Source organism: Novosphingobium sp. 9, from assembly GCF_025340265.1.
GTDB lineage: Bacteria > Pseudomonadota > Alphaproteobacteria > Sphingomonadales > Sphingomonadaceae > Novosphingobium.
Genome location: NZ_CP022708.1, coordinates 578723 through 602453, shown reverse-complemented (window position 1 = coordinate 602453; position 23731 = coordinate 578723). Strand labels below are relative to the sequence as shown.

The 23731-nt window shown below is 66.3% G+C and carries 20 protein-coding genes; 9 read left to right on the top strand and 11 right to left on the bottom strand.

Going from position 1 to position 23731, the window contains the following annotated elements:
• The first annotated feature begins 36 nt into the window (after positions 1–36).
• Positions 37–531 (top strand): GreA/GreB family elongation factor, encoded by a 495-nt coding sequence (locus CI805_RS17375; protein ID WP_260929562.1) that lies wholly within the window; start codon positions 37–39, stop codon positions 529–531.
• Here CI805_RS17375 and CI805_RS17370 read toward each other — a convergent pair whose 3' ends face one another.
• Positions 532–1821, bottom strand: a complete 1290-nt coding sequence (locus CI805_RS17370; RefSeq protein ID WP_260929558.1) for an FUSC family protein — start codon at positions 1819–1821, stop codon at positions 532–534. It lies immediately after the preceding gene.
• Positions 1785–2243, bottom strand: a complete 459-nt coding sequence (locus tag CI805_RS17365; RefSeq protein WP_260929555.1) for a hypothetical protein — start codon at positions 2241–2243, stop codon at positions 1785–1787. Before CI805_RS17365 ends, CI805_RS17370 begins: the two co-directional genes overlap by 37 nt.
• 321 nt (positions 2244–2564) lie before the next feature.
• On the opposite strand from CI805_RS17365, the gene CI805_RS17360 reads away from it, so the two are divergent.
• A complete protein-coding gene (locus CI805_RS17360; protein WP_260929553.1) occupies positions 2565–3203 on the top strand; it encodes a hypothetical protein in 639 nt (212 codons plus the stop codon).
• A 9-nt stretch (positions 3204–3212) separates the two neighbouring features.
• Here CI805_RS17360 and CI805_RS17355 read toward each other — a convergent pair whose 3' ends face one another.
• The 3 genes from CI805_RS17355 to CI805_RS17345 all read right to left on the bottom strand — a co-directional run bounded on the left by CI805_RS17355 (position 3213) and on the right by CI805_RS17345 (position 5931).
• On the bottom strand, positions 3213–3740 hold the full coding sequence (locus CI805_RS17355; RefSeq protein WP_260929551.1) for a DedA family protein: 528 nt from the start codon (positions 3738–3740) through the stop codon (positions 3213–3215).
• Positions 3741–3850: 110 nt separating this feature from the next.
• Complete coding sequence (locus CI805_RS17350; RefSeq protein WP_260929547.1) at positions 3851–5332, bottom strand: DUF4403 family protein; 1482 nt, start codon at positions 5330–5332, stop codon at positions 3851–3853.
• A gap of 389 nt (positions 5333–5721) precedes the next feature.
• Positions 5722–5931, bottom strand: a complete 210-nt coding sequence (locus CI805_RS17345) for a hypothetical protein (RefSeq protein ID WP_260929545.1) — start codon at positions 5929–5931, stop codon at positions 5722–5724.
• 149 nt (positions 5932–6080) lie between these two features.
• On the opposite strand from CI805_RS17345, the gene CI805_RS17340 reads away from it, so the two are divergent.
• Entirely contained in the window at positions 6081–6761 is a 681-nt protein-coding gene (locus CI805_RS17340; RefSeq protein WP_260929543.1) for a DUF1345 domain-containing protein, read from the top strand.
• A 61-nt stretch (positions 6762–6822) separates the two neighbouring features.
• Here the strand turns inward: CI805_RS17340 and CI805_RS17335 are convergent, their stop codons facing one another.
• On the bottom strand, positions 6823–7164 hold the full coding sequence (locus CI805_RS17335; RefSeq protein ID WP_260929540.1) for a DUF2322 family protein: 342 nt from the start codon (positions 7162–7164) through the stop codon (positions 6823–6825).
• Between the two features lie 80 nt (positions 7165–7244).
• Positions 7245–9638 (bottom strand): EAL domain-containing protein, encoded by a 2394-nt coding sequence (locus tag CI805_RS17330; protein ID WP_260929537.1) that lies wholly within the window; start codon positions 9636–9638, stop codon positions 7245–7247.
• A gap of 181 nt (positions 9639–9819) precedes the next feature.
• On the opposite strand from CI805_RS17330, the gene CI805_RS17325 reads away from it, so the two are divergent.
• Together CI805_RS17325 and CI805_RS17320 are read left to right on the top strand one after the other, a co-directional pair.
• On the top strand, positions 9820–11184 hold the full coding sequence (locus CI805_RS17325; protein WP_260929534.1) for a M1 family aminopeptidase: 1365 nt from the start codon (positions 9820–9822) through the stop codon (positions 11182–11184).
• A gap of 131 nt (positions 11185–11315) precedes the next feature.
• Positions 11316–12173: a class I SAM-dependent methyltransferase gene (locus tag CI805_RS17320; protein ID WP_260929532.1), complete on the top strand. Its 858-nt coding sequence runs from the start codon at positions 11316–11318 to the stop codon at positions 12171–12173.
• Between the two features lie 42 nt (positions 12174–12215).
• Here CI805_RS17320 and CI805_RS17315 read toward each other — a convergent pair whose 3' ends face one another.
• Positions 12216–12794: a TetR/AcrR family transcriptional regulator gene (locus CI805_RS17315; RefSeq protein WP_260929530.1), complete on the bottom strand. Its 579-nt coding sequence runs from the start codon at positions 12792–12794 to the stop codon at positions 12216–12218.
• A gap of 123 nt (positions 12795–12917) precedes the next feature.
• Here CI805_RS17315 and CI805_RS17310 point away from each other — a divergent pair, with 123 nt between their 5' ends.
• The 4 genes from CI805_RS17310 to CI805_RS17295 all read left to right on the top strand — a co-directional run bounded on the left by CI805_RS17310 (position 12918) and on the right by CI805_RS17295 (position 20194).
• Positions 12918–14111: an efflux RND transporter periplasmic adaptor subunit gene (locus tag CI805_RS17310; protein ID WP_409934983.1), complete on the top strand. Its 1194-nt coding sequence runs from the start codon at positions 12918–12920 to the stop codon at positions 14109–14111.
• Positions 14112–14118: 7 nt separating this feature from the next.
• Positions 14119–17295: an efflux RND transporter permease subunit gene (locus tag CI805_RS17305; protein ID WP_260929703.1), complete on the top strand. Its 3177-nt coding sequence runs from the start codon at positions 14119–14121 to the stop codon at positions 17293–17295.
• Between the two features lies 1 nt (position 17296).
• Positions 17297–18757 (top strand): efflux transporter outer membrane subunit, encoded by a 1461-nt coding sequence (locus CI805_RS17300; protein ID WP_260929529.1) that lies wholly within the window; start codon positions 17297–17299, stop codon positions 18755–18757.
• A gap of 117 nt (positions 18758–18874) precedes the next feature.
• Entirely contained in the window at positions 18875–20194 is a 1320-nt protein-coding gene (locus CI805_RS17295) for an Hsp70 family protein (RefSeq protein WP_260929527.1), read from the top strand.
• 33 nt (positions 20195–20227) lie between these two features.
• Here the strand turns inward: CI805_RS17295 and CI805_RS17290 are convergent, their stop codons facing one another.
• The 3 genes from CI805_RS17290 to CI805_RS17280 are packed head-to-tail and all read right to left on the bottom strand — an operon-like array spanning position 20228 to position 23636.
• Positions 20228–21118, bottom strand: coding sequence for a pirin family protein (locus CI805_RS17290; protein WP_260929525.1), 891 nt, complete (start codon positions 21116–21118; stop codon positions 20228–20230).
• The gene (locus tag CI805_RS17285; protein WP_260929522.1) at positions 21115–21801 is read right to left on the bottom strand and encodes an OmpA family protein; all 687 of its coding nucleotides are present in this window, start codon (positions 21799–21801) and stop codon (positions 21115–21117) included. The genes CI805_RS17290 and CI805_RS17285 overlap by 4 nt, the downstream gene beginning before the upstream one ends.
• A complete protein-coding gene (locus CI805_RS17280; RefSeq protein WP_260929702.1) occupies positions 21798–23636 on the bottom strand; it encodes a cation:proton antiporter in 1839 nt (612 codons plus the stop codon). The genes CI805_RS17285 and CI805_RS17280 overlap by 4 nt, the downstream gene beginning before the upstream one ends.
• Between the last annotated feature and the right edge of the window lie 95 nt (positions 23637–23731).

The window sequence follows — 23731 nt, the reverse complement described above, 5'->3', positions numbered from 1 at the left end:
GAGCATTACGAACGAGTACCTGATGAGTATCGCAGCATGAGCGTCGCGTTTCGGCGCGATGGCGATGAGGAGCACCTCGAACCCACGTTCGAGATTCCGATCCCGCCCGGCCCCAACCTTGCCACCGCCCATGGGCTGACGCTGATAGAAGCGCAGTTGCATGCGCTTGAAACAGCCTTGAAGGCCCTTGAGGATGAGGCCGAGATCAAGGCCGCGCGTCGCGAGCACCGCTACTGGAGCACACGGCAGGCTTCGGCCCGCGTCATGCCCGAACCGGACCTGTCCTGCGTCGCCTTCGGCTGCCGGGTGACGTTCGCGCTGAAAGGCCAGACGCGCACCATCGCCATCGTCGGGCATGACGAGGCCGATCCGGCGTCAGGCAAGCTGGCCTTTTCCGCCCCGCTTCCGCGCGCGATGATGGACGCCGAGATCGGCGAGCGTGTGGACTTCGGCGGTCAGGTAGAGGCGATCGAAATTCTGGAGATCCTGCCCCTTGGAGCGGTTTCCGAGTCATCAGGTGATTCCACCTGATTAGAAAATGCTCTGACCCCTAACTTTATCATGCCAGCGCGCAGCAGCCTCCCCCGCGAGGCGACGCGCTTCGGCAAGGCCTTGCGCCTCCTGCGTGGAAATCGCGGCGCCGAATATATGCCCCGGCATGTGCGCGGCCATTTCCGCCTCGATGGAGGCGAGCCCTGCCGCGCGACGGGCGGAGGTGACTTTCGCCGGGTCTTCGCTCTCGATCGCTTCGAGATAGGCCCGGTTCGCCGCGACCGCCTCGGCGATGCGGGTTGCCAGCGACGGCCCACCGCGAGGCGAGAACACCAGCACAGAGGCAATCGCCGCGACACTGCCGACTACATTATCCAGAATGCGCATTCCGGCGAGGCCCTCAGCCGGATGCAGCATGTGCATGACCAGTACGAAGATCACGCTCAGGAAGGCCACGAAGATCGTGTAATTCACGCTGCGCAGCGCGATCGTCGCCAGTGTTCCGCCAAGGACCAGCCCAGCCACGACCGCAGGCGCCTCCAGCCACGGGAGCAGCAGCGAGGCAACGGCACCGCCCGCCACCGAGCCAAGGATGCGCTCCACCCCGCGCGCCACGCTCATACGGCGGACCGGGTGCAGCACCACGATCACCGCCATCGCCGCCCAATAGGGATAGCCAAGCCCCAGCGCATGCGCCGTTGCCGTGACGATCGCCACGACAGCGGCAATGCGCAGGGCATGAAGGACCGTGCGTTTCAGGCGATGCCCGTCAGCAGCAGGCGTCGGCACTGGTGCCTCATATGCCGTCGCAGTGCCACGCCCCCCGGTCATGGCCTCCAGCGCCGAATCGATGGCGCGGAAGGCCCCGGCTTCGCTTGCCGAACCATGCCGCACGGCGATGGCGTCCTGCGGCTGGACAGCACTGCCACGCCGCAACTGCCGGGCGATACCGGCGAGACGATCGCCAATGTCCCGAAGATCCACCCATACCGTCGGGTCCCCGGAACGCCGGTGATCAAGCGCCAGCAAGGCATGAAACACCTCGTCGGCCGATACCAGTGCCCGCCGCGCGATCATCGCACCGTGGCCCTGCCCGTTCGCGACCTGCATTTCCGCGCGCTCGATGGCTGCGCGCACCGCGCGGCGGTGCTGGCTGTAATGCACGGCCTGCTGGTCTGCTTCACCGACCTCTCCAGAGGCGATGTCAAACGCCATGTCGGAAAGCCGGGCGAACACTGCCGAGACCGCCTGCCGTGCCGGACGACTGACATCGCCGCGCCACAAGCCCTCGATCACCACCATCGCCCAGACGCTTCCGCCGAGGAACATGCCGCCAAGCGTTGCCGCGTCGATCGCATGGTGCGGATACCCCCCGCGACCACGGCAACCACCGCCAGCAGTGTCGCCACCAACCCAGCCGCAGGGCGATAGTACGGCAGCAGTCCGCAAAGGAAGACGAGCAGCGGCCCCGCCACAATCGCACAGACCATCCCCAGCCCCGCAAACCACGAAGCGAGAAACGCGACGACGGCTCCCGGCAAGGCGAAAAGCGCCGAAAGCCCGATACGGCGCTTCAGCGGCCCGCCGCTGTCGGCAAGACATGTCCAGAAGGCCGCGAAAATCGCCCAGCCAAGCTCGCTGCGCCCCGTGACGAGCAGCAGCGCCAGAGGTAAGGCGACGACGAAAGCGGCGCGCGCGCCATCCTCCCAGTTCGCCAGTTCTGGCGACAGCCCGATGGCATGCAGTTCCATCCAGCGCGACAGACCACGCCCCTTATGCGCAAGGCTCGACCCAGGACGATCACCCACGGCGAAGATATCTCACAAATAGCGGCACAGGCATGGCCCAGGGAACGCGGATGGCAGTCTCACGGCTTTGAGGAGCCCGACGAACGGCAGGAGAAAGGCTCTGCCATATCGACAGCCCCTGCCGCAACATGCCGTGACGATATCTGTTCGTTGCCAGGACACGACATCATTCAGCCCTCGGAAAGCGATCCACGCGCAGGGCGCTGGCGTAGTCCGGCGACATAGGCCATTCTGCCGAGGCTACGCCAAGGAGCGCGCAAGACGATGAGTGCAGGAACCGGCAACGATACGGCGAGCCGTCGCCGCTGGATCACCTTCGGCGAGATCGTCGCGGTGATTGCGCTGGTGATCTCGGGGCTGACCTTGTGGAACAACTGGAGCCAGCGCAGCGACGACGAAGCCGACAAGGCAGCCGTTGCAGAACAGGCCTCCACCCGCGCGGGCACGCTGGTCCTGAGCGCTTCGGGCGCCGGCAGCGACCGGCTGGCCCTGCGCCCCGTGTCCGCCGATCAGGTGGTGCAGAGCCAGGAAATCGCCTTCCCCTCCGCGCTCGACCTCACCCCCGCGAGCACCACCGGCGAGCCGCGCATCGAGGCATCGTGGTTTGAAAGCGCGCTCAAGCAGGCGCGTGACAAGGCAGGCCTCCCCGACGACAGCCGCGGCGACGAGCGCCTGCCGGTGGTCATCACCACGCAGTACATGGTCGATGGCAGGCCGTTCGAAAACGTCTCGCTCTATGACGTGGGCTATACCATCACCGGGCGCTGGTTCGCCGGACACAGCCTGAAACTGCGCGGCCTTTCCTTCGTGAGTTCGACTACCGCCGCCAAGGCCCTGCCGCGCCTCGATGCCCGCTGGAAGACGATGCTGGCATCGCAGGGCGGGAAAAAGAAGAAGGGCTAGGACCAGCCCTCAGGCTTCCCTGCGCTCGCGTCGGCGTTTGCGCCAGCGCATCGCCAGCGTGCCGAGACCGGCGAGCGCCGCGACGCCGAGCAGGATCGGCACGACCGAGCGCAGCCGCCCGAAGGCCGCCTGTATCGCCTGCCCGAAGCAATAGCCGAGCCCCACGAAGATCGCGCCCCACACCAGCGCGGCGATCAGGTTCACCAGCAGGAACGTGCGCGCGCGGATCTTGGTCGTGCCGATCGCCAACGGGCTGACCGTACGCAGGCCGGTGAGGAAACGAAAGCCGAAGACGAAGCGCAAGGGGTATCGCTCGAACACCGAGAGCGCCTTGGCGAAGACGGCCTTCTCCTGCATGCGCTGCACGAACGGACGGTGACGAAAGCAGCGGCCGAGCAGGAAGAAGCCCTGATCGACCACGAACGATCCCAGCGAAGCCGCCAGCAGAGCCGGGCCGAGCGAGAGCGTCCCCCGGTGGGCCAGAATGCCGCCCATCACCGCCGCCGTTTCACCCTCGATACCGGACCCGAGGAACACGGCGGGCAATCCGTAGGACGCGATGATCTGGTCGATGGAAATGCGAAATCCTTTCGAATCGTCTGGCCGATGCCCCTAACGAGACACGCCTGAACGGCGCCCGATCCGCGTCACTTCGCCACCGTGACCGATGCCTCGCCCGTGGCGCGAACCGGCAGGTAGAGCCCCTGCCCCGAGGCCGCGATCGTGCCGGTCTGGGTGGCGGTGATGCGTGAGCGGATCAGCAGATCGCCTTCGCGCTTTTCGGCGATGGCCTTGCCGATCTTGCCCAGCAGCTTGTCGTAATCGTGCTCGAAGTTCTGCGTCAGCCCCGCCGCGATCGTGGCGTTGAGGCCGCTGGCATTGGCGAGCCGCAGGATCAGATCTCCGCCGGTCATGTCGGTGGTCCCGGTGACCGCGAGGTTCTCGAAGCCCACTTTTCGTGAATTGGGCGCGTTCACCGGCTTGCCCGCCAGCCACACGGTGCCGCGTGTGCCGCCCAGCCGTCTGGCCGCATCGTGCGCCTCGAAGGTCACACCCACCGCGATCCGCGCCCGCGTGGTGCCGTAAATCGTGACTTTGGTGAATTTCGCCATCACGTCTCCCACGCCGGGTACGGTAAAGGGGCGCGCGGAGCGCTTGACCAGCGCCTTCATCAGCACCGGTTCCAGTTCGTGGTAGTCGGCAATCACCGGAATGAAGAACGAGAGCTGCCCCGCCTGCCCCTCCAGCGGCTTGACCTGCGGCAGCGGCGTCGGCTGCGGGTCGGCGGGCTTGTTGCCCACGAAAGTCTCGGTCACGGCCTTGAGGCCCAGGTTCATTACCAGCCGGTTGCCGCGCACCTCATAACCGCCGTATTCCAGCGCTTTGGGCGTCACGCGCATCCACACCGGCGGATTTTCGCGATTGAGGGAGAGCGTGGTGAACGCCCCTGCCCAGGCCTTGCCCACCTGATCGCGCAGGGCCAGCTTGCCCAGTTGCCCCGGCAGTTCGCGCTCCAGCTTCGCGATCACCGGGGCAAGCTTCTGGTTGGCCTGCTCGGTGAAGTCGATCCGCTGGCCGAGAAAGTCCATGTGCGGCGAATTGGTCCAGTCGTAACGGATGTTTACTGTGCCGCGCGGCGTCCAGTCGGGCGCGAGCGAGAGGGCGATCTCGGCACGCGCGGTGGCGTCCGCCGTCGCCGTTTCCTGGCTCAGCACCCCGCCGATGTCCTGCGCATGCACCACGGCATGGATCGGCATCGTCAGCACGATCGTATGGCCGGAGCCCGAGAGCGTCATGCCGCCGCGCTTCACCTCGCCGACGATATCGCACTTCAGCTTGGGCGTCTTCAGCCTGGCGATGCCGAGGTCGACCTCTTTCGCCTTCACGCAGGTCTGATCGGGCTTCTCGATGGTGTAGAGCGTGCGCGGCACTTGCGTTTCCAGTGTCGCGGCCAGCGCCGTCAGATCCGCCTGCACCGGCACCGCGATGGTCGAGGGCTGCGCCTCGATATCGAAGCGATCCTCCGCCCGTGGAGGCGCGCCCTCGTTGTGCCGCGCGTGGCATCCCGCCAGCAGCGCCAGCACGCCTGTCACAACAACCAGACGCCCGATATCACGCGATTTCTGCATGCTAGGGTCAGGCCCCCTTACTCGCACCGTCGAGGCGCCCGAATGGCGAACATATCGGGCCAAATCGCCCGCCGGGAAGGCTGGTTGCCTTTCCAAGGGCGATTTGGTTCGAGATGGAAGCCATTCGGGCGTCCCGAAGGGATTTGACCAAAATGGCCCGGCACTTCGTCGGAAAGTCTTGAAATATCGGCATATTACTGCGCCTTCCCTCCTTGTGCTGAGCCATTTTGCTTCAAACCTCGACGATGCGAGTAACGGGGCCTGACCCTAGATCAACCCTCACGCCCTATCCACGGGCCGCACCGTGGGGGAGTAAGCGCCGGGCGCCCGGATCGGTTCCAGAGTACCGGAAAGGCCCCGCATTTACGCAAGGGGCCTTTCCGATCCGGTCAGCACTTGGTGAACTTGCCCTTGTTCGGACCCGAGGCCACGCGGCACTTGCCGTCCTTGCCCTTCACCACGTTCTTGACGACCGTCTTCTTCACGACGGGCGGGCACTTGACGAACTTGCCCTTGGCATCCTTGCACGGCGCGGCGAGCGTCGGCGTGGCAGCGATCATGCCGGCCAGAGCCACGGCGGTCATCAGCTTGCGAATCATTGTCACTTCTCCTGTTTGGCGCCCCGAGCCTGTCATAGCCCCCTCGCGCCTTTCACCAAAGTGAACACAAGCCTTATCGAAAAAGGGTGCGCCCACATGGCCGCCAGATTTCGCAAGACCGCATCGCACGGCCCGCTATAGTGCGGGCAATGGCTCTTCATCTTGGCAATCGCCTGGCGCCCGTGCGCTTTCTCGTATTCGCGGCTCTGCTGGCAGGCGGCATTCCCGTCCTCGCCCCGCTGCTGGGTTGGCGCCATGCGATGATGGCCGGGTTCGATGTGGCCTCTGCGGTGTTCCTGCTGTCCAGCTGGCCCCTGCTGCAATGCACCGAGGCCGACCGGATGCGCCGCTTCGCGCGGGAGAACGATGCCAACCGCTCGCTGCTGCTGGCCGTGACCGGCGCGGTCTCGCTGGTGGTGCTGATCGCGGTGTTTTCCGAGTTGCAGGACTCCGGGTTGCAGGACAGGGGCGCCCTGCGCGCCGCCGCGATGGCGCTGGTGATCGTCACGCTGGCGCTGGCGTGGATGTTCTCGAACATGGTCTACGCGCTGCACTACGCGCACCTGTTCTATATCCGCGTCGACACGAACGGCGACGGAAAGGGGGACGAGGACTGCCGGGGCCTCGACTTTCCCGGCACGCACGAGCCGACATACTGGGATTTCGTCTACTTTAGCTTCACGCTGGGGATGACGTTCCAGACCTCGGACGTGGCGATGACCTCCACCCCGGTCCGGCGCGTCGCCACGATCCACTGCCTTGCCGCCTTCGTGTTCAATCTGGGCGTGCTGGCCTTCACGATCAACGTGCTGGGCGGCGGGGGAAGCTGACCGTCTGGCCGGGCCGCGACCCTGCGCGCCCCGGCTATCGCGAAACTTCCTGACGCCCGATTTACGCCGCTGCGACCGTCTCCACCGCCAGCGCCTCGCCCCCTGCGGCAATCGCCAGCAGGCGGTCGATATTGGGATGGGCGCCGGGGCGCGCCTGCGCATCGGGCACATGCTCGGCGAAGATCAGCAGGCCATGCGCCGCCGCCTGCGCATTCACGGCGCCGAAGGCCTGTGCCAGATAATTGTAGACTGCCAGCGAGCCCTGCTGCCCCGGCTGGTTGGCAATGCTCGCCACCACAGTGCTATCCACCGCGACCAGATCGATCCGGTCCAGACCGGCGATGGACGGCAGCGCCTGAAGGTTGTCCTTGAAGCTCGCGCCCGGTTCGATCGTGGTCAGCATGAAAGAAGAGTCCTGAAATTGCCTGTCTCGCCGCGCTCATACAGCTTCGGCGATCAGGGGCAATTCCACAAACGCCGCTTTCAGGCCGCCTTGCCCTCGCTGCTGTCGGCAAAAGTTTCCTCGGGAAACTCGACCGGCTGCCCATAGAGGAAGCCCTGCGCATGCAGGCAGCCCTCGTCGAGCACCTGCTGGCGCTGTGCCTCGGTCTCGATCCCCTCGGCCACCACCGGCATCGACAGGCTGCGCCCGATCCCCACGATCGCCCGCACGATCGAGCGCGCGGCCTCGTCGCTGGCCATGTTGGCCACGAAGCTGCGGTCGATCTTGATCTTGTCGAACGGGAAGCTCTGGAGATTGCTGAGCGAGGAGTAACCCGTGCCGAAATCGTCCATGACGATCCGCACGCCGTGCCGCTTGAGCGCCAGCAGCACTCGCAGCGTCTCGTCGCGGTTCTTCATCAGCGCAGTCTCGGTCACTTCCAGTTCGAGCCGCTCGGGCGGCAGGCCCGCAGAGCGCAGCGCGGCGAGCACGGTGTGCTCGAAGTTGGCGACTTGCAACTGTACCGGCGAGACATTGACCGCCAGACGCAGCGGCTCGGCCCAGCGCGCGGCATCGCGGCAGGCCCGGCGCAGCACCCATTCACCGATGGTGATGATTGCCCCGGTCTCCTCGGCCATCGGCACGAAGACTTCCGGCTCCACCGAGCCGCGTTCCGGATGATCCCACCGGATCAGCGCCTCGTACCCGGTCGGCAGCCCTTCGCGTGTCGTGACGAGCGGCTGGTAGGCGAGATAGAGCTGCCCTTCGGCCAGTGCCGAGCGCAAGTCGCTCTCCAGCTGGCGGCGCGCCCGCGCGGCGATGTCCATCTCCTTGTCGAAGAAGGCCGCCGTGCCCTTGCCAGACGTCTTGGCGCGATAGAGCGCGATATCGGCGGCGTGGCGCAGCGCAGCGGCATCCTTGCCGTCATGCGGCGACATCGCGACACCGATGCTGACCCCGACTGCCATCGGATCATGCGCGGGGTCCATTTCGCTGCGGAACATCTCCAGAATCCGCGCAGAAAGTGCGCGCGCGCCCTCGGGCTGGTCCGAAAGCGTCTGGAGAATGACGAACTCGTCGCCGCCGATGCGCGCCACGGTATCGGTCTTGCGGACCGCGCGGCGCAGCATGTCGGCCACGGCCCGCAGCACCCGGTCACCCTCGGCATGGCCGAAGATATCGTTCACCGCCTTGAAGCGATCGAGATCGAGCGCCAGCAGCGCCACGGCCTCACCCGTGCGTTCGGCCCGGCGCAGGGCACGGTCGAGCTGCTCCTGGAACATGGCCCGGTTGGGCAGGTCTGTAAGCCCGTCGTGGCGGGCAAGGTATTCGATCTGGCGCCGCGCGGCCTTGGCTTCGGTCAGGTCGCGAACCGCCACGACCGTGGCCGGACGCCCGCGATATTCGATCTCGCGCGCGGAAATCTCGAAACTGCGCGGCTCGGGTTCAAGACCGATGAGGCCTTCCTCCAACTCGATCGCAGGCGCGGCTTCCTCGTCACGCGGATGCGCCTCGACTGGCTTGTCGCGGTGATGCCCCACTTCCATGCCGTCGGCAGCGGCGAGCAGCGTTTCGATATCGCGACCGACAAAGCTTTCGGCCCGGCCCGGCTCGCCCATGATCGCGGCGAACTGCGCGTTCGCCTCGACAATGGTGCCGCCGCGCAGGATCACCAGCCCTTCCATGGTCGCTGCAGCAAAGCCGCGCAGATCGGTGAGATAGCGATCGAGCAGCGTGGAGGCGACCGTCAGCAGCACGATCACCATGGTCGTGCCCACCACCGCCGCGATCAGCCAGTCGCGCGAACCGCCATCGGGAACGCGCGGCAGCGTCGGATCATAGATCAGGCTGGTCGCGGACATCGCCGTGAAGTGCAGCGCGCAGATCGCCAAGAGCGAGGCCAGGCTCGCCCCCGCGATGCGCATCACCCCGCGCAGACGCGCAAAGCTCAAGAACGCGGCGCTGAACAGGACGATCGAGACGATCGCCGCGATCCCCACCGCGCTCCAGTCATAGGCGATCCGTCCCTGCGTCCGCACCGCCGCCATGCCGATGAAGTGCATCGCCCCGACGGCGACCGTCGCCGCCGTGCCCGCAGCGAGCCAGCCCGGAACGATGCGTGTTTCGGTCGAGCGCAGCGCAGCCCAGAAGCCCGCCACCGCAACAGCAGCAGATACCACTGTCGTTGCAGGATCGTAATCGACAGGCAGCGCGCCGTGATAGGCCAGCATGCCGACGAAGTGCGTGGCCCAGACGCCCAGCCCTCCGGCAAGGCCGCCCAGCGCCAGCCACGAAGCACGCCGCTCCCGCCCGCATTCCTGCGCGCGGCCAAGAGCCAGGAAGAACGCCAGGCTGGCCACGATCCATACCAGCGCTGCCAGAACCACCACATGGTGATCGTGTTGAGTCCAGACGCAATCGAACACTTGAAACATTCAAGTTCCCCGAATCAGAATTGATGCGCCCGTTTTCCCGAGGATGGTGCAGACACCTTAACGAAGCCTCAAGGGAAATTACTCGGCAGCAGGCATCGTAAATACTTTTAAGGCGCTCATTTTCTGTATTTTACATACTATTTCTTGCGTACATCGGCACAAACGGCGGAGAGTGACAAGAATGAAAGGCAACCGGCAAACGATCACCGGGCTTGTGGCACTGAGCATCGCCTGCCTGCCGGTCAGCGCGCGGGCCGTAACGCAGGACAGCCAGACATCGGCAGGGTACGATGTTCTTGCACAGCGGCTGGAACTGACACCGGACATCGCCGGCAAGTCGCTGACGGCGCGGCAAGTCATCACCCTGCGTCTCACACGGCCAAACGTGCGAGAGCTGGCGTTCAGCGACAACACCCTCACGATCGACAGCGCAACGGTGCGAGGCATAGCGGTGACGCCCGTTCATCGCGGAGACGCGCTGATATTTCCGCTTCCCGGTGATGATGGCGCGCGCGGCCAGCGTATCACCTTGAAACTGACGTACCACGGCACTCCCGCGCGCGGCTTCGTCGTGGCTGGAGAGTCGCTCTATACCAGATATTTCGCCTGCGACTGGATGGTCTGCGCGCAGAACGCTTTCGGGGACAAGGCCCCGCTCACGCTGGACTTGCGGGTACCTGCCGGGATGCGCGCGCTGGCGGTCGGCCGCCATGTCCGCACGCTCTCGCAAGCCGATGGGGCCTCGATCGAGCGCTGGAAGACGCGGCCCTATTCCGCTTACCTCTACGGCTTCGCCATCGGGCATTTCACAAGGGTCGAGGAACGCGCCGGTGCCGCGCGGCTGACCACCTGGGGCATTGGCACCGATGCCACGTCCCTGCGCCGCCGCTTCGCCGAGACCGGCGCCATCGCGGAGTTCTTCTCCGGCAAGGCAGGCGTCGCCTTGCCCGCCCGGCGCTATGCCCAGTTGCTCGTTCCCGGCGACGAGGCGCAGGAAGCCGCGACTTATTCGGTCGTCGGGACCCAAGCCGTGCCACAGGCTCCCGGCGATCCGGTAGAGGACTGGGCCATCGCCCACGAACTGGCGCACCAGTGGTGGGGCAACCTGATCACCTGCACCAGCCTGCGCGAGTTCTGGCTGAACGAGGGCATCACCACCTTCATGACCGCCGCCTGGAAAGAGCATCGTTTCGGCCATGCCGCCTACGAGGCGGAACTCGATCTCGCCCGTGCGCGGCTTGCCCGCGCGCGGGCCGCCGGGTTCGACAAGCCGCTGGCATGGGGCGGGACATATCCCAACCTCGGCACCCGTCGCGCGGTGCAGTACAGCAAGGGCGCGCTGTTCATGGACGCGTTGCGCCATACCCTGGGCGAACGCGCATTCTGGAGCGGCCTGCGTCGCTACACGCGGGCACATGCGGGCGGCACCGTCACCAGTCGCGATCTGCAAGTGGCGATGGAAGTGGAAAGCCATCGCAGTCTGGCAGAGATATTTGGCCTGTGGGTCTACGGATCGGACGCCGACGTCGCCGAAAATTCCGCCTGAATTCTATGACTTATACAAGACGCAAGGGTCTCAGCGGCTAAGAGGGGCAGAACCATCAAACTTTGGCTTTAGCCATTGCCATACCCGGCTCATTATTTATATTGCGACGCATTCGCATATACGGAGTAGGCATGGCCCAGCAGAACGCTTATCAGGTCTCGGATTGGAACGGTCGCAGCGGACAGCGCTGGGTGGACCACCAGCAACGGCTCGATGCGATGCTGGCGCCGTTCGGCGAGGCTGCGCTGGCCGCCGCATGGCCGCGCAAGGGCGAACATGTGCTGGATGTCGGTTGCGGCGCGGGGACTTCGACACTGGCGCTGGCGCAACGGGTCGGCCCTGCCGGGCAGGTTCTGGGCGTCGATATTTCCGCGCCGCTGATCCGCCGTGCGCGCGAGCGGATGCCGGTCGGGTCTTCGGTCACGTTCAGTATCTGCGATGCCGGGAGCGCGGGGTTGCGCCATGCCGCGTTCGACCTGCTGTTCTCGCGCTTCGGGGTGATGTTCTTCGACGATCCGACTTTCGCCTTCGCGCATATGCACCGCGCCCTGAAACCGGGCGGACGGCTGGCCTTCGTCTGCTGGCGCGGCGCGCGGGAGAACGATTGGGTACGCCTGCCGCTGGATGCCCTCGCCGGGATCGTGCCTACGCCGCCCGCCCCGCCTCCCGGCTATACCCCCGGCCCGTTCGCATTCGCCGACCGCGCGTGGATCAGGGGCATGTTGACGCAGGCCGGCTACAACCGGATCGACATAACCCCGTATGATTTCACGATTCCCTTCGGGCAGGGTGTCTCGCGCGAGGATGCGCTGGACGATGCTCTGCGCATGGCCTCGGCAGTCGGACCGCTTTCGCGCGCGCTCGCCGATCAGGATGCCGAAGTCCGCCTCCGCGCTTCCGAAGCGGTGCGTGCGGCCTTCGACAAGAAGCCGGGCGAGCGCTCCGTGCTGATCGACGGGGCCGCGTGGATCGTGACGGCACGCGCCTGAACCGGGAGCTGGCGTCCGGGGGCCCTGATGGCCCCCTTCTCGTCATCCGCGCAGCATCGCCACCATCATGTCCGCTGCGAAATCAGCGGTTTCCTCGGGGCCAAGTCGTGGACGGCACAGCGCGCGATTGCCCAGGCCGAACAGCAGGCCCATCAGCACTTCCTCCGCAGCGGCAAGGCGCCCTGGCTCCATTTCGCCCGCCGCCGCGCGGATCAGCGCGCTCAGCGCACCGCGATAACGGTCGCAGAACTGGCCGATCTCGTCGCCGGTCCTGGGGTTGCGAAAGCCTTCGGCGAGTATCTCGAACGTCAGCGCCTGCTGCTCATGGGCGAGCGCTTCGGCGGCCAGCCGACGCAAGGCCTCACGCGCGGTGATGCGCCCGGCTTCCAGATCGGCGCGGATCAGGCCGAATCGGACCAGCTTTGCCTCGGTATCTTCATGAATGATCGCCAGGATCATCTCGCTCTTGCTGGCGAAGAGGCGATAGATCTGGCCGACGCTCACCCCGGCCCGCTCCGACAGTTCGGACATGGCGGTCTGGTGAAAACCGCGCTGCTCGAACAGCATACGTGCGGCTGCAACGACTTTCTCGCGCCCTCCGTCCGTCGATCTCTTGGTCATCAGTCCTACTTTTCTCTTGTGCGTCGACTCGCACCGCGCCTATGGCACGAATTACATGAATGAACGCTCATTCCATTTCTAGGCGGTATTGCGACAAATGGCCAACCTTCTGCGTTTCCCCCCATCGCGGGCCTGACCACGCTGGCGCTCTCGGGCGCGCTGCTCTCCAGTTGCGGTGGCGGCCAGAAGGCAGCCACTCCGCCGCCGCCCGAAGTCGGCGTGGTGACACTGAAGCCGGAGCCGGTGACGCTCTCCACCGAGCTGCCGGGCCGCATCCTGGCCGTGGAAAGCTCCGAAGTGCGCCCGCAGGTCAGCGGCATCATCCGCCAGCGCCTGTTCACCGAAGGCGCAATGGTGAAGCAGGGGCAGGTGCTCTACAAGATCGACGACGCGCCCTATCGTGCGGCCCTCGCCTCGGCGCTGGGCACGCTGGCGATGGCACAGGCGCAGATCCGCTCCACGAAGCTGCAGGCCGAGCGCTATCACCGCCTTCTCGCGGTGAAGGGTGTGGCGCAGCAGGACGTCGATAATGCCGATGCCGCAGCGCAAGAGGCGCAGGCGACCGTCGCCGCCCGCAAGGCCGATGTCGAGGCCGCGCGCGTGAACCTCAACTACACCTCGATCCGCGCGCCGATCTCGGGCCGCATCGGTCGCTCGCTGGTGACGGTGGGTGCGCTGGCGCAGACCGGACAGGCCACGGCACTGACCACCATCCAGTCGATGGGCAACGTCTATGTCGACGTGACGCAGCCCGCCGCCGACCTCCTCAACCTGCGCGATGCGATCCACGGCGGTGCCGTGACCCGCGACACGCCCGATGCCGCGCGCGTCCAGCTGATCCTGCCCAACGGCAAGGTCTATCCGATCGAGGGCAAGCTGGAATTCTCCGACGTCACGGTGGACCAGTCCTCCGGCTCTGTGACGGTGCGCGCCACCTTCCCGAACCCGGACGGCACGCTGCTTCCGGGCATGTTCGTGCGCGCCAAGCTGGTCGAGGGTGTGCGCCAGCAGGCGATCATGGCCCCGCAGCAGGGCGTGACCCGCGACGAGAAGGGCGATTCGGTCGCGCTGGTCGTCGGGCCTGACAACAAGGTGGAACAGCGCAAGCTCGTCACCGACCGCGCCGTGGGCGACAAGTGGGTCGTCACCAGCGGCCTCAAGGCGGGTGACAAGCTGATCGTCGAGGGTCTGCTGATGCTCAAGCCCGGCCAGACGGTGACGCCCAAGGCCCCGCAGCAGGTGACGGTGGCGGATCAGCCCTCCAACGGCCAGCCAAACGGCGCCGACACTTCGGGAACGCAGCAGGGCGGGAAGTAAGCCGATGATCTCCCGCTATTTCATCCACAGGCCGATCTTCGCCTGGGTCGTCGCGATCATCCTCATGCTGGCGGGTGGCCTTGCCATCCGCTCGCTGTCGATCGCGCAGTATCCCGAGATCGCCCCGCCCGCGATTGCCATCCAGACACTGTATCCCGGCGCCGATGCCCAGACGCTCGAAAACACCACCACGCAGGTGATCGAGCAGCAGATGAAGGGCCTCGACCATCTGGAATACATGTCGTCTTCGTCGGACAGCGCCGGCAACCTGACGATCACGCTGACCTTCGCGCAAGGGACCGATCCCGACATCGCGCAAGTGCAGGTGCAGAACAAGCTGACGCAGGCGACGCCGATGCTGCCTTCGGAGATCCAGGCCCAGGGCCTGCGCGTCACCAAGGCGACCAAGAACTTCCTGCTCGTCGTCGCGCTCTATTCCAAGGACGGCAGCCACACGCAGGTCGATCTGGGTGACTATGTCGCTTCGAAGCTGCAGGACCCGCTCAGCCGCATCACCGGCGTGGGTGACAGTCAGGTGCTGGGCGCGCAGTATGCAATGCGCATCTGGGTCGATCCGCTCAAGCTGACCAACCTGTCGCTGACGATGGCGGACGTGACGAGCGCCATTCAGGCCCAGAACGCGCAGGTTTCCGCAGGCCAGATCGGCTCGCTGCCCGCGCCCAAGGGGCAGGCACTCAACGCCATCATCACCGCGCAGACGCGCCTGACCTCCGCCGAGCAGTTCCGCAAGATCATCCTGCGCAGCGGCACCGACGGCTCGGTCGTCCATCTGGGCGATGTCGCGCGCGTCGAACTGGGCTCGGAGAACTACAGCTTCCTTGCCCGCTACAACGGCCACCCGGCCTCGGGCTTCGCGATCAAGCTGGCGCCGGGCGCCAATGCGCTGCAGACCGTGGCCGACGTGAAGGCCGAAGTCGCCAAGCTCTCGCGCGATTTCCCGCCTGACGTGACGGTCGCCTACCCGCTCGACAACTCCACCTTCGTTCGCCTCTCGGTGGAGGAAGTGGTTCACACGCTGGTCGAGGCGGTGGTGCTGGTGTTCCTCGTCATGTTCCTGTTTCTGCAGAACTGGCGCGCGACGATCATTCCCACCATCGCGGTGCCCGTGGTGCTGCTGGGCAGCTTCGCGGTGCTCCAGCTGGCCGGGTTCACGATCAACACTCTCACCCTGTTCGGCATGGTGCTGGCGATCGGCCTCTTGGTCGACGATGCCATCGTCGTGGTCGAGAACGTCGAGCGCCTGATCCAGGAGGAGCATCTTTCCCCGAAGGAAGCCGCGCTCAAGTCGATGGAGGAAATCTCCGGCGCGCTGATCGGCATCGGTCTGGTGCTGTCGGCGGTGTTCCTGCCGATGGCCTTCTTCGGCGGATCGACCGGCGTGATCTATCGCCAGTTCTCGATCACCATCGTCTCCTCGATGGCGCTCTCGGTGCTGGTGGCGCTGGTGCTGACACCCGCGCTCTGCGCCACGATCCTGAAACCGCACAAGGAAGCCCACGGCGAGGACCGCCCCAAGGGGATCTTCGGCCGCTTCTTCGCCTGGTTCAACGACACCTTCGACCGCACGCGCGATCGCTACGGCAAGGGCGTGGAACGCGTCGAGCGCAGCTGGGGCCGCACGCTGGTGGTCTATGCGCTGGTGCTCGTCGGCGTCGGCTTCATCTTCTGGCGCCTGCCCGGCGGCTTCCTGCCTGCCGAGGATCAGGGCCTGATGTTCAGCCAGGTCACGCTGCCGGTCGGCAGCTCGATCGAGGAAACGCAGCGCACGCTTGATCGCATGAACGACCATTACCTCAAGGACGAGGGCAAGAACGTCGCCTCGGTCTTCACCGTCGCAGGCTACGGCTTCGTGGGTCAGGGCCAGAACGTCGGCATCGCCTTCGTGCGCATGAAGGACTGGTCGGAACGCGGCGGCAAGGACAACAAGGTCGATGCCATCGCCGCGCGCGCCAATGCCGCCTTCGCCAAGATCCGCACCGGCATGGCCATCGCCTTCAACCCGCCCGCCGTGCTCGAACTCGGCAACGCGGACGGCTTCGACTTCGAGTTGAAGGACGAGGAAAACCTTGGCCACGAAAAGCTGATCGCCGCGCGCAACCAGCTGCTCGGCATGGCCGCCAAGGACCCGCGCCTGATGATGGTGCGTACCAACGGTCTGGAAGATACGCCGCAGCTCAAGCTCGATGTCGATCAGGAGAAGGCAGGCTCGCTCGGCCTCAATCTGGGCGACGTGAACACCACGCTCAGCGCGGCGTTCGGTGGCAGCTACGTCAACGACTTCATCGACCGTGGCCGCGTGAAGAAGGTCTATGTACAGGCCGACGATACCTTCCGCACCTCGCCCGAATCCATCGGCGACCTCTATGTGCGGGCCACCAACGGCACGATGGCACCGTTCTCCTCGTTCTCGTCCTCGCACTGGATCACGGGTCCGGCGAAGCTGGAGCGCTATAACGGCGTGCCTTCGATCGAGCTGATGGGCAGCCCCTCGCCGGGTCACTCCACCGGACAGGCGATGCAGGCAATGACGGAACTCGCCGCCAAGCTGCCCGCAGGGATCAGCTTCGAATGGACCGGCCTCAGCTATGAGCAGCAGCTCTCGGCAGGGCAGGCTCCGGCGCTCTATGCGCTCTCGCTGCTGATCGTGTTCCTGTGCCTTGCCGCGCTCTACGAAAGCTGGTCGGTGCCGATTGCGGTGCTGCTGGTAGTGCCGCTGGGCGTGCTGGGTGCCGTCGGTGCCGCGTGGCTGTTCGGCCTCAACAACGACATCTACCTGCAGGTGGGCCTGATCACCACGGTCGGCGTCTCTGCGAAGAACGCGATCCTGATCGTCGAGTTCGCGGAAGAGAAGATGCGCGAGGGGCTCAGCGCGGGCGAAGCGGCGCTGGAAGCCGCCAAGCTGCGCCTGCGTCCGATCCTGATGACCAGCTTCGCGTTCATCTTCGGCGTGCTGCCGCTGGCGATCTCGTCCGGTGCGGGCGCGGGCGGCCAGAACGCCATCGGTACGGCCGTGGTGGGCGGCATGCTCTCCGCAACTGTGCTGGCGATCTTCTTCGTCCCCACCTTCTTCCGTCTGGTGAAGCAGCTGTTCAAGCAGGACAACGTGGGCGGCCGCACGCCCTCTGATACCGGCCCCTCTACCACCAGCGGGCAGGAGGCCTGACATGCGCAAACACCTCGCTCTCACCCCGACCCTTACTGTTGCTCTTGCCGGCGCCGCGCTGCTCTCGGGCTGCAACATGGCGCCCAAGTATGTCCGCCCTGCCGCTCCCGTGCCCGAGACCACGCCGCAAGGCGCGGCCTATGGCCCGGAACAGGGCGGAGCGGTGCAGCCTGCGGGCCTTGCCTGGCATGACTTCTTCACCGACGAGCGGCTGCGCCAGCTGATCGCCCTGTCGTTGCAGAACAACCGCGACCTGCGCATTTCGCTCGCCAACGTCGAGCAGGCCCGCGCGCAGTTCAAGGTCCAGCGCGCGGACCTGTTCCCGACGCTCGGCGCCAACGGCACCGCCACCTACCAGCGCACGCCAGCAGGGCTTGGCGGCGTGGCAGGCGGGACGGGAACCGGCGCAGGCGCCGCAGCGGGAAGCTCGACCCGCGCCGATATCTATCAGGCCAATGTCGGCGTCTCGGCGTGGGAAATCGACCTGTTCGGTCGGGTCCGCAACCTGACGCAGGCCGCACAGGAGAGCTACTTCGCCAGCCAGGCGAACCGCGATGCGGCGCAGGTCACGCTGATCTCGCAGATCGCCACCGGCTGGCTGACGATGGCCGCCGATCAGGACCGCCTGAACATCGCGCGCGAAACGATGAAGGCGTTCGGCCAGACGCTCGACATCACGAAAAGCCGCGCCAAGGAAGGGATCGCCTCGGATCTCGAAATCAAGCAGGCGCAGACGACATACGATCAGGCCCGCAGCGACCTCGCCTCGGCAACGACCGCCGTGGCGCAGGACCAGAACCTGCTGAACCTGCTGGCGGGCACCACCGTTCCCGCCGCGATGCTGCCCGATGGCCTCGGCACCGACGATGCGACGATCGCCAATCTCCCCGCGAACCTGCCCTCCGAGGTGCTGCTGCGCCGCCCGGACATCGTTTCGGCAGAGCACCAGCTACGCGCCGCCAATGCCAATATCGGCGCGGCGCGCGCGGCTTTCTTCCCGAAGATCTCGCTGACCGCTGCCTTCGGCACGCTCAGCCTTGGCCTGTCGAACCTGTTCGGGAACGGCAGCGATTACTGGTCAGTCGCGCCGACCGCCAGCGTGCCGATCTTCGACTTCGGGCGCAATCAGGGCAACCTGCGCTATGCTCGCGCGACTTATGATGCGATGGTGGCGACCTATGAGAAGTCGGTGCAGACCGGCTTTCGCGAAGTCGCCGATGCCCTTGCCCGGCGCGGCACCATCGACGAGCAGCTGAAGGCGCAGGTCTCGCTGGAGGATGCCTCGAAGGGCGCCTACAAGATCGCGCAGGCCCGCTACGACGAAGGCATCGATCCGTTCCTGACGACGCTGGATTCGCAGCGTTCATGGTACACCGCGCAAGTCAGCCTCGTCTCGACGCGGCTGGAGCGGCAGAGCAACGCGGTCGAACTCTACCGCGCGCTGGGTGGCGGCTTGAAGTAAGGGAAAACTCCGGGCACGGTGGGGCTCGGGTTCGAACGGCAGGGGGTTGCGAGTAGCAGGGTGCCCTGCCATAGCGCCGCCCCCTTCCCGGACCCTCGCCCAAGGAGCCTCCCCACCGTGCCGACCTCTCCCGCATCCGACCTGATCCACGCGGTCGGCATCGACTTCGGCACCACCAATTCGGTCGTCGCAGGGACTACGGGGGCGGAGAGCGCCGAACTGGTCTCGTTCGCGGCGCCGCAGAACAGCACCGCGCAGGTGTTCCGCTCCGCCCTGTGCTTCTGGCAGGACGAGGACGTGCGCGGCGCGCTGGCGCACGAGGCGGGGCCTTGGGCTATCGCCGAATTCCTCGACTTCCCGCAAGGCTCGCGCTTCATCCAGTCGTTCAAGTCGGTCGCGGCGAACCCGGCGTTCGAAAGCGCCAACCTGTTCGAAAAGCGGATGCGTTTCGAGGATATGGGGCAGGTGTTCCTGCGCCACCTGATCGCGCGCGGCGGCAAGGCGCTGGCCGATCTGCCTGAGCGGGTGATCGTCGGACGACCGGTGCGCTATGTCGGCGCGCGGCCCGATGCGGCACTGGCCAAAACGCGTTACGATGCGATGTTCGCGATGCTGCGGCGGCAGGTCCACTACGTCTACGAGCCGCTCGGCGCGGCCTACAGCTTCGCGCAGCGGCTGAGCGAGCCGGCAACGCTGCTGGTGGCCGACTTCGGCGGCGGCACCAGCGACTTTTCGGTGGTGCGGATCGAGGCGCCGGGTGCGGCGCAGCGCTGCACGCCGCTGGGCTCGGCGGGTATCGGCATTGCCGGGGACCGCTTCGACTTCCGCATCATGGACCATCTGGTGCTGCCGCTGCTCGGCAAGGGCGGCACCTATCGCTCGTTCGACAAGGTGCTGGAAATTCCGCCCGGCCACTTCGCGGATTTCGGCGACTGGTCGCGCCTTGCGATGATGCGCAACCGCCGCACGATGGAGGAACTCGCCCGCCTGCACCGCGCTGCCACCGATCCCGCCGCCATCGCCCGGATGATCGCGGTGGTCGAACACGAACTGGGCCACGGGCTCTACGAGGCGGTCGGGCGCCTCAAGCGCACGCTGTCCTCGAACGAGGAAGGCTCCCTCACCTTCCACGAGGACGGTATCGAGCTGGAAGCGCGCGTCACCCGCGCCGATTTCGAGGGCTGGATTGCGCCCGACCTTGCCCGCATCGACGAAACGGTGGGCGAGGCGCTCGCCAGCGCCGGGCTGGATGCAAGCGGCATCGACCATGTGTTCCTGACCGGCGGTTCCTCGCTGATCCCCGCCGTGCGCGCGCTGTTCGAGGCGCGTTTCGGCACCTCGCGCATCGCCACGGGCGACGAGCTGACCTCGATCGCCCACGGCCTCGCGCTGATCGGGCAGGCAGACGATCTCAGCGAATGGATCGCCCCCGACTGATCCGACTCCTGATCCGGCAGCAGGCGCGATCCGTCAGTCCAGCTGCGGGATCGCGCCGAACTTGCCCGCCTGATAATCGTGGATCGCCTGCACGATTTCCTCGCGCGTGTTCATCACGAAAGGCCCGTGGCTGACCACCGGCTCGCCGATCGGATCGGCATGGCCGAAGACGAGCCGCACCGGGCCGCTCGGCGCGCGGACGTGGACGTATTCCGCCTCGGCATCCAGTTCGATCAGGTGCGCTTCCCTGACAGGCGTGCCGCCAATCTCGGGCGCGCCTGAAACCACGTAGAGGAACACCGTGCGCCCCCTGGGCGAGGGCAGCACGGCGTGGCCGCCCGTCTCCAGCGTGACCGTGCTCATCATCACCTCGGTGAGCGAGCGATAGGCGCCTTCATGCCCGGCGAAGCTGCCCGAAATCAGGTCCAGCGATCCGCCTGCGCCATGCTCGCCTTCCAGCGCGATCGCGGGAATATCCGCGCGCTGAAGCCCGGTATAGCTCGGCTGCGTCATCTTGAGGCGCGCGGGCAGATTGACCCACAGCTGGAGGATTTCCAGCTGACCGCCCGTGCGCTTGAACGAGGCTGGCGAAATCTCGGCGTGGACGAGCCCCGATCCGGCCGTCATCCATTGCACCCCGCCCGCCGCGATCACGCTTTCGTGACCGCCGCTGTCGAGGTGCGCCATCTCGCCGGTCAGGATGAAGCTGACCGTCTCGAAGCCGCGATGCGGATGCGGGCCGAACGGCAGCCCCCGGTTGGGCGCCGGGTAAATCTGCGGCCCATGGTGGTTGAGAAACAGGAACGGATCGAGCAGCGGCAGCCCCGGCCCCGGCAAGGGACGGCGGGTAGTGAGGTCGGCAATGTCATCGCGCAACGCCGGGTGCTGGCGCAGGACGCGGCGCGAGGTCAGGGTATCGCTCACTGTTTCACCGAACGTTTAGCAGGTGTGGGACTGGGCGCAGGCGTCGGGGAGCCCGCATCCGAGGGCTTGTCGGAAGGCGCATCCGAAGGCGGCGGCGCGGGCAGGTCGATCTCGATCTCCACGCGGCGGTTGCGGGCGCGGCCTTCGGGATTGTCGCTGCCGTCCTCGTTGGCGTTGGGCGCGATCGGGCGCGTCTCGCCCAGCGCGATCACGCTGATGCGATCTCTGGGCACGCCCTTGGAGACCATATAGGCCCGCACCGCCTCGGCGCGCTTGCGCGAGGACACCTTGTTGTCGCCGTCCGAACCGTGCGAGTCCGTGGAGCCGCGCAGGATGATCGGCCCGCCAAGCCCTGCCGCCGGGCTCGCCAATGCACTGTCGACCAGCGCCTTGCCGGCATCGTCGAGCTTCAGGCCCGACGCGCCGAACGGCACGATGATGTGCGCGGGCTCGATCTTCGGGGCCTCGGTCGCGCCGCCTTCGGGCAGCACGTCGGGACGCAGGATCGACTTCGGGCTGTCGTCCGCCGCTGCCGAGGGCGCATCGCCGATGGCGTCACTGTCATCCGAGGCGCTCGCAGAGGGCTGAGCGTCGCTCTGCCCCGCATTGTCGTGGCAGCCTGCGGTTGCCAGCGCCAGCGCGCCCAACAGGGTCAGACAGGGTGTGGTGATCGTGCGACTCATTGTGCGGCCTCCTTCTCCGTCTTGCTCTCCTGCTTCGTGCGCCGCGGCTTGCCGCCGGGCGGGACGTAGGAGAGGATCGTGTCACCGGCCTGCGGCGTGGGCCGCGAGGCATGGGTGAAGAAACGCAGCGTTCCGTTCTTGCGCAGCAGCAGCAGCATATCCGTACCGTCGGGCAAGTCGGCCTGCGCCGTCTCGAAATCGAACTGTTCGGAAATGCGCGTCTTGCGGAAGGACCAGCCTTCGCGCTCGCGCCGGAAGATGTCCTCCACGCCGTGTCCCGCCGCGAACAGCGCGCGCCCGCGCAGCGATTCCGGCAGCGCGCGGTGATCTTCCTCGTCGCTCGCATCGCCCAGCTGATAGACGTTGTCGCGGCCCATCTCGGGCGCGAACTCGTTGCAGATCAGCGCGTTGTAGGCCTCGTTGTTGCTGACTGCCGCCAGCGCCAGGAACTGCCCGAGATCGAGCCGCTCGTGCGTGGCTTCGGACAGGATCTCGCCATGATAGGTCGGGATACCCGCCTGCCGCGCGCTGGCAAGGCGCTGCCAGCTGGTGTCGCACAGCGTGACCGGCACTTCCATCTGCGTCAGCTGCTCGGCCAGCGAGTAGCTCCACGGCGTCGCGCCCACCACCAGCAGCCCGCGACGCGGCGCGCCGGTGACTTTCAGCAACCGCGCGACGGTCTTGATCGAGAAGCCGTGGAACAGGATCGTCGCCACCACCACCGAGAACGACAGCGTGATGAGGATCGTGCCGTCGCCATAGCCGATGTTCGCAAGGCGCAACGCGAACAGGCCCGAGATCGCCACCGCCACGATACCGCGCGGCGCGATCCACGCGACCAGCAGGCGCTCGTTCCACGGAATCTTGCTGAACGCGAGGCTGAGCAGCACGGCGGCAGGGCGCACGATGAACAGCAACGAGAGCAGGAAGGCGAGGAAGCGCCACTCGAACTGGCGCAGCACGTCGAAATTGAGCGAGGCCGACAGCAGCACGAACACGCCCGAGATCAGCAGGACGGTGACGTTCTCCTTGAACGGGCGAATATCGCGCAAGGAGGTCAGGCGCATGTTGGCCAGCGCCACGCCCATCACCGTCACGGTCAGCAGGCCGGTCTCCTGCTGGATCAGGTTCGAGAGCACGAAGACGCCGATCACCGTCACCAGCAGCACCGGGGCTTTCAGGTATTCGGGCACATGGCCGCGCGGGAAGGCCCAGCCCACGGCGCGCGCGGCGGCATAACCGATCACGCAGGCGAGAATCGCCGCGCCGATCAGCGAGATCACCACACTCAGCAGCGTGCCGCCCGCATCCGCGCGGCGCAGGTATTCGTAGGTAACAACGCCCAGCAACGCGCCCATCGGATCGTTGACGATGGCTTCCCACTTGAGGATCGCGGCAGGGCGCGAGGCGACATTGCTCTGGCGCAGCAGCGGCAGCACCACGGTCGGTCCGGTCACCACGAGAATCCCGGCGAACAGGATCGCCACCGGCCAGACGAGCCCCGCGACATAATAGCACGCCAGCGCGCCCAGCCCCCAGCCGATGGGGACGCCCAGCACCAGCAGGCGCTGCACGGCCGTTCCGGTATTGCGCAGCTCGCGGAAATTGAGGCTGAGGCCGCCCTCGAAGAGGATCAGCGCCACGGCGATGGAGATCACCGGCTCCAGCAGCTCGCCAAAGGTGTGCGAGGGCACGATCAGCCCCGTCACCGGCCCGGCGATGATCCCCGCCAGCAGCATCAGCGCGATGGCGGGCCAGCCGGTGCGCCAGGCGATCCACTGCGCCCCGATGCCCAGCGCGCCGATCAGCGCGATCACGATGGCCTGTTGTTCGATCACGTCTTCATCCTGTCATCGATTGAAAGGTCGAGAGAAAGCGGCCCGGAAACGGACGGCAGGAATGGCCCAGCCTAGGCGGCGGAGGCTCAAAC

Excerpts from the sequence above, each read along its gene's own strand:
- CI805_RS17375 (WP_260929562.1), top strand. The coding sequence starts at position 37 with ATGAGCGTCGCGTTTCGGCGCGATGGCGATGAGGAGCACCTCGAACCC.
- CI805_RS17370 (WP_260929558.1), bottom strand. The coding sequence starts at position 1,821 with ATGTTCCTCGGCGGAAGCGTCTGGGCGATGGTGGTGATCGAGGGCTTG.
- CI805_RS17365 (WP_260929555.1), bottom strand. The coding sequence starts at position 2,243 with ATGGAACTGCATGCCATCGGGCTGTCGCCAGAACTGGCGAACTGGGAG.
- CI805_RS17360 (WP_260929553.1), top strand. The coding sequence starts at position 2,565 with ATGAGTGCAGGAACCGGCAACGATACGGCGAGCCGTCGCCGCTGGATC.
- CI805_RS17350 (WP_260929547.1), bottom strand. The coding sequence starts at position 5,332 with ATGCAGAAATCGCGTGATATCGGGCGTCTGGTTGTTGTGACAGGCGTG.
- CI805_RS17345 (WP_260929545.1), bottom strand. The coding sequence starts at position 5,931 with ATGATTCGCAAGCTGATGACCGCCGTGGCTCTGGCCGGCATGATCGCT.
- CI805_RS17340 (WP_260929543.1), top strand. The coding sequence starts at position 6,081 with ATGGCTCTTCATCTTGGCAATCGCCTGGCGCCCGTGCGCTTTCTCGTA.
- CI805_RS17335 (WP_260929540.1), bottom strand. The coding sequence starts at position 7,164 with ATGCTGACCACGATCGAACCGGGCGCGAGCTTCAAGGACAACCTTCAG.
- CI805_RS17330 (WP_260929537.1), bottom strand. The coding sequence starts at position 9,638 with ATGTTTCAAGTGTTCGATTGCGTCTGGACTCAACACGATCACCATGTG.
- CI805_RS17325 (WP_260929534.1), top strand. The coding sequence starts at position 9,820 with ATGAAAGGCAACCGGCAAACGATCACCGGGCTTGTGGCACTGAGCATC.
- CI805_RS17320 (WP_260929532.1), top strand. The coding sequence starts at position 11,316 with ATGGCCCAGCAGAACGCTTATCAGGTCTCGGATTGGAACGGTCGCAGC.
- CI805_RS17315 (WP_260929530.1), bottom strand. The coding sequence starts at position 12,794 with ATGACCAAGAGATCGACGGACGGAGGGCGCGAGAAAGTCGTTGCAGCC.
- CI805_RS17300 (WP_260929529.1), top strand. The coding sequence starts at position 17,297 with ATGCGCAAACACCTCGCTCTCACCCCGACCCTTACTGTTGCTCTTGCC.
- CI805_RS17285 (WP_260929522.1), bottom strand. The coding sequence starts at position 21,801 with ATGAGTCGCACGATCACCACACCCTGTCTGACCCTGTTGGGCGCGCTG.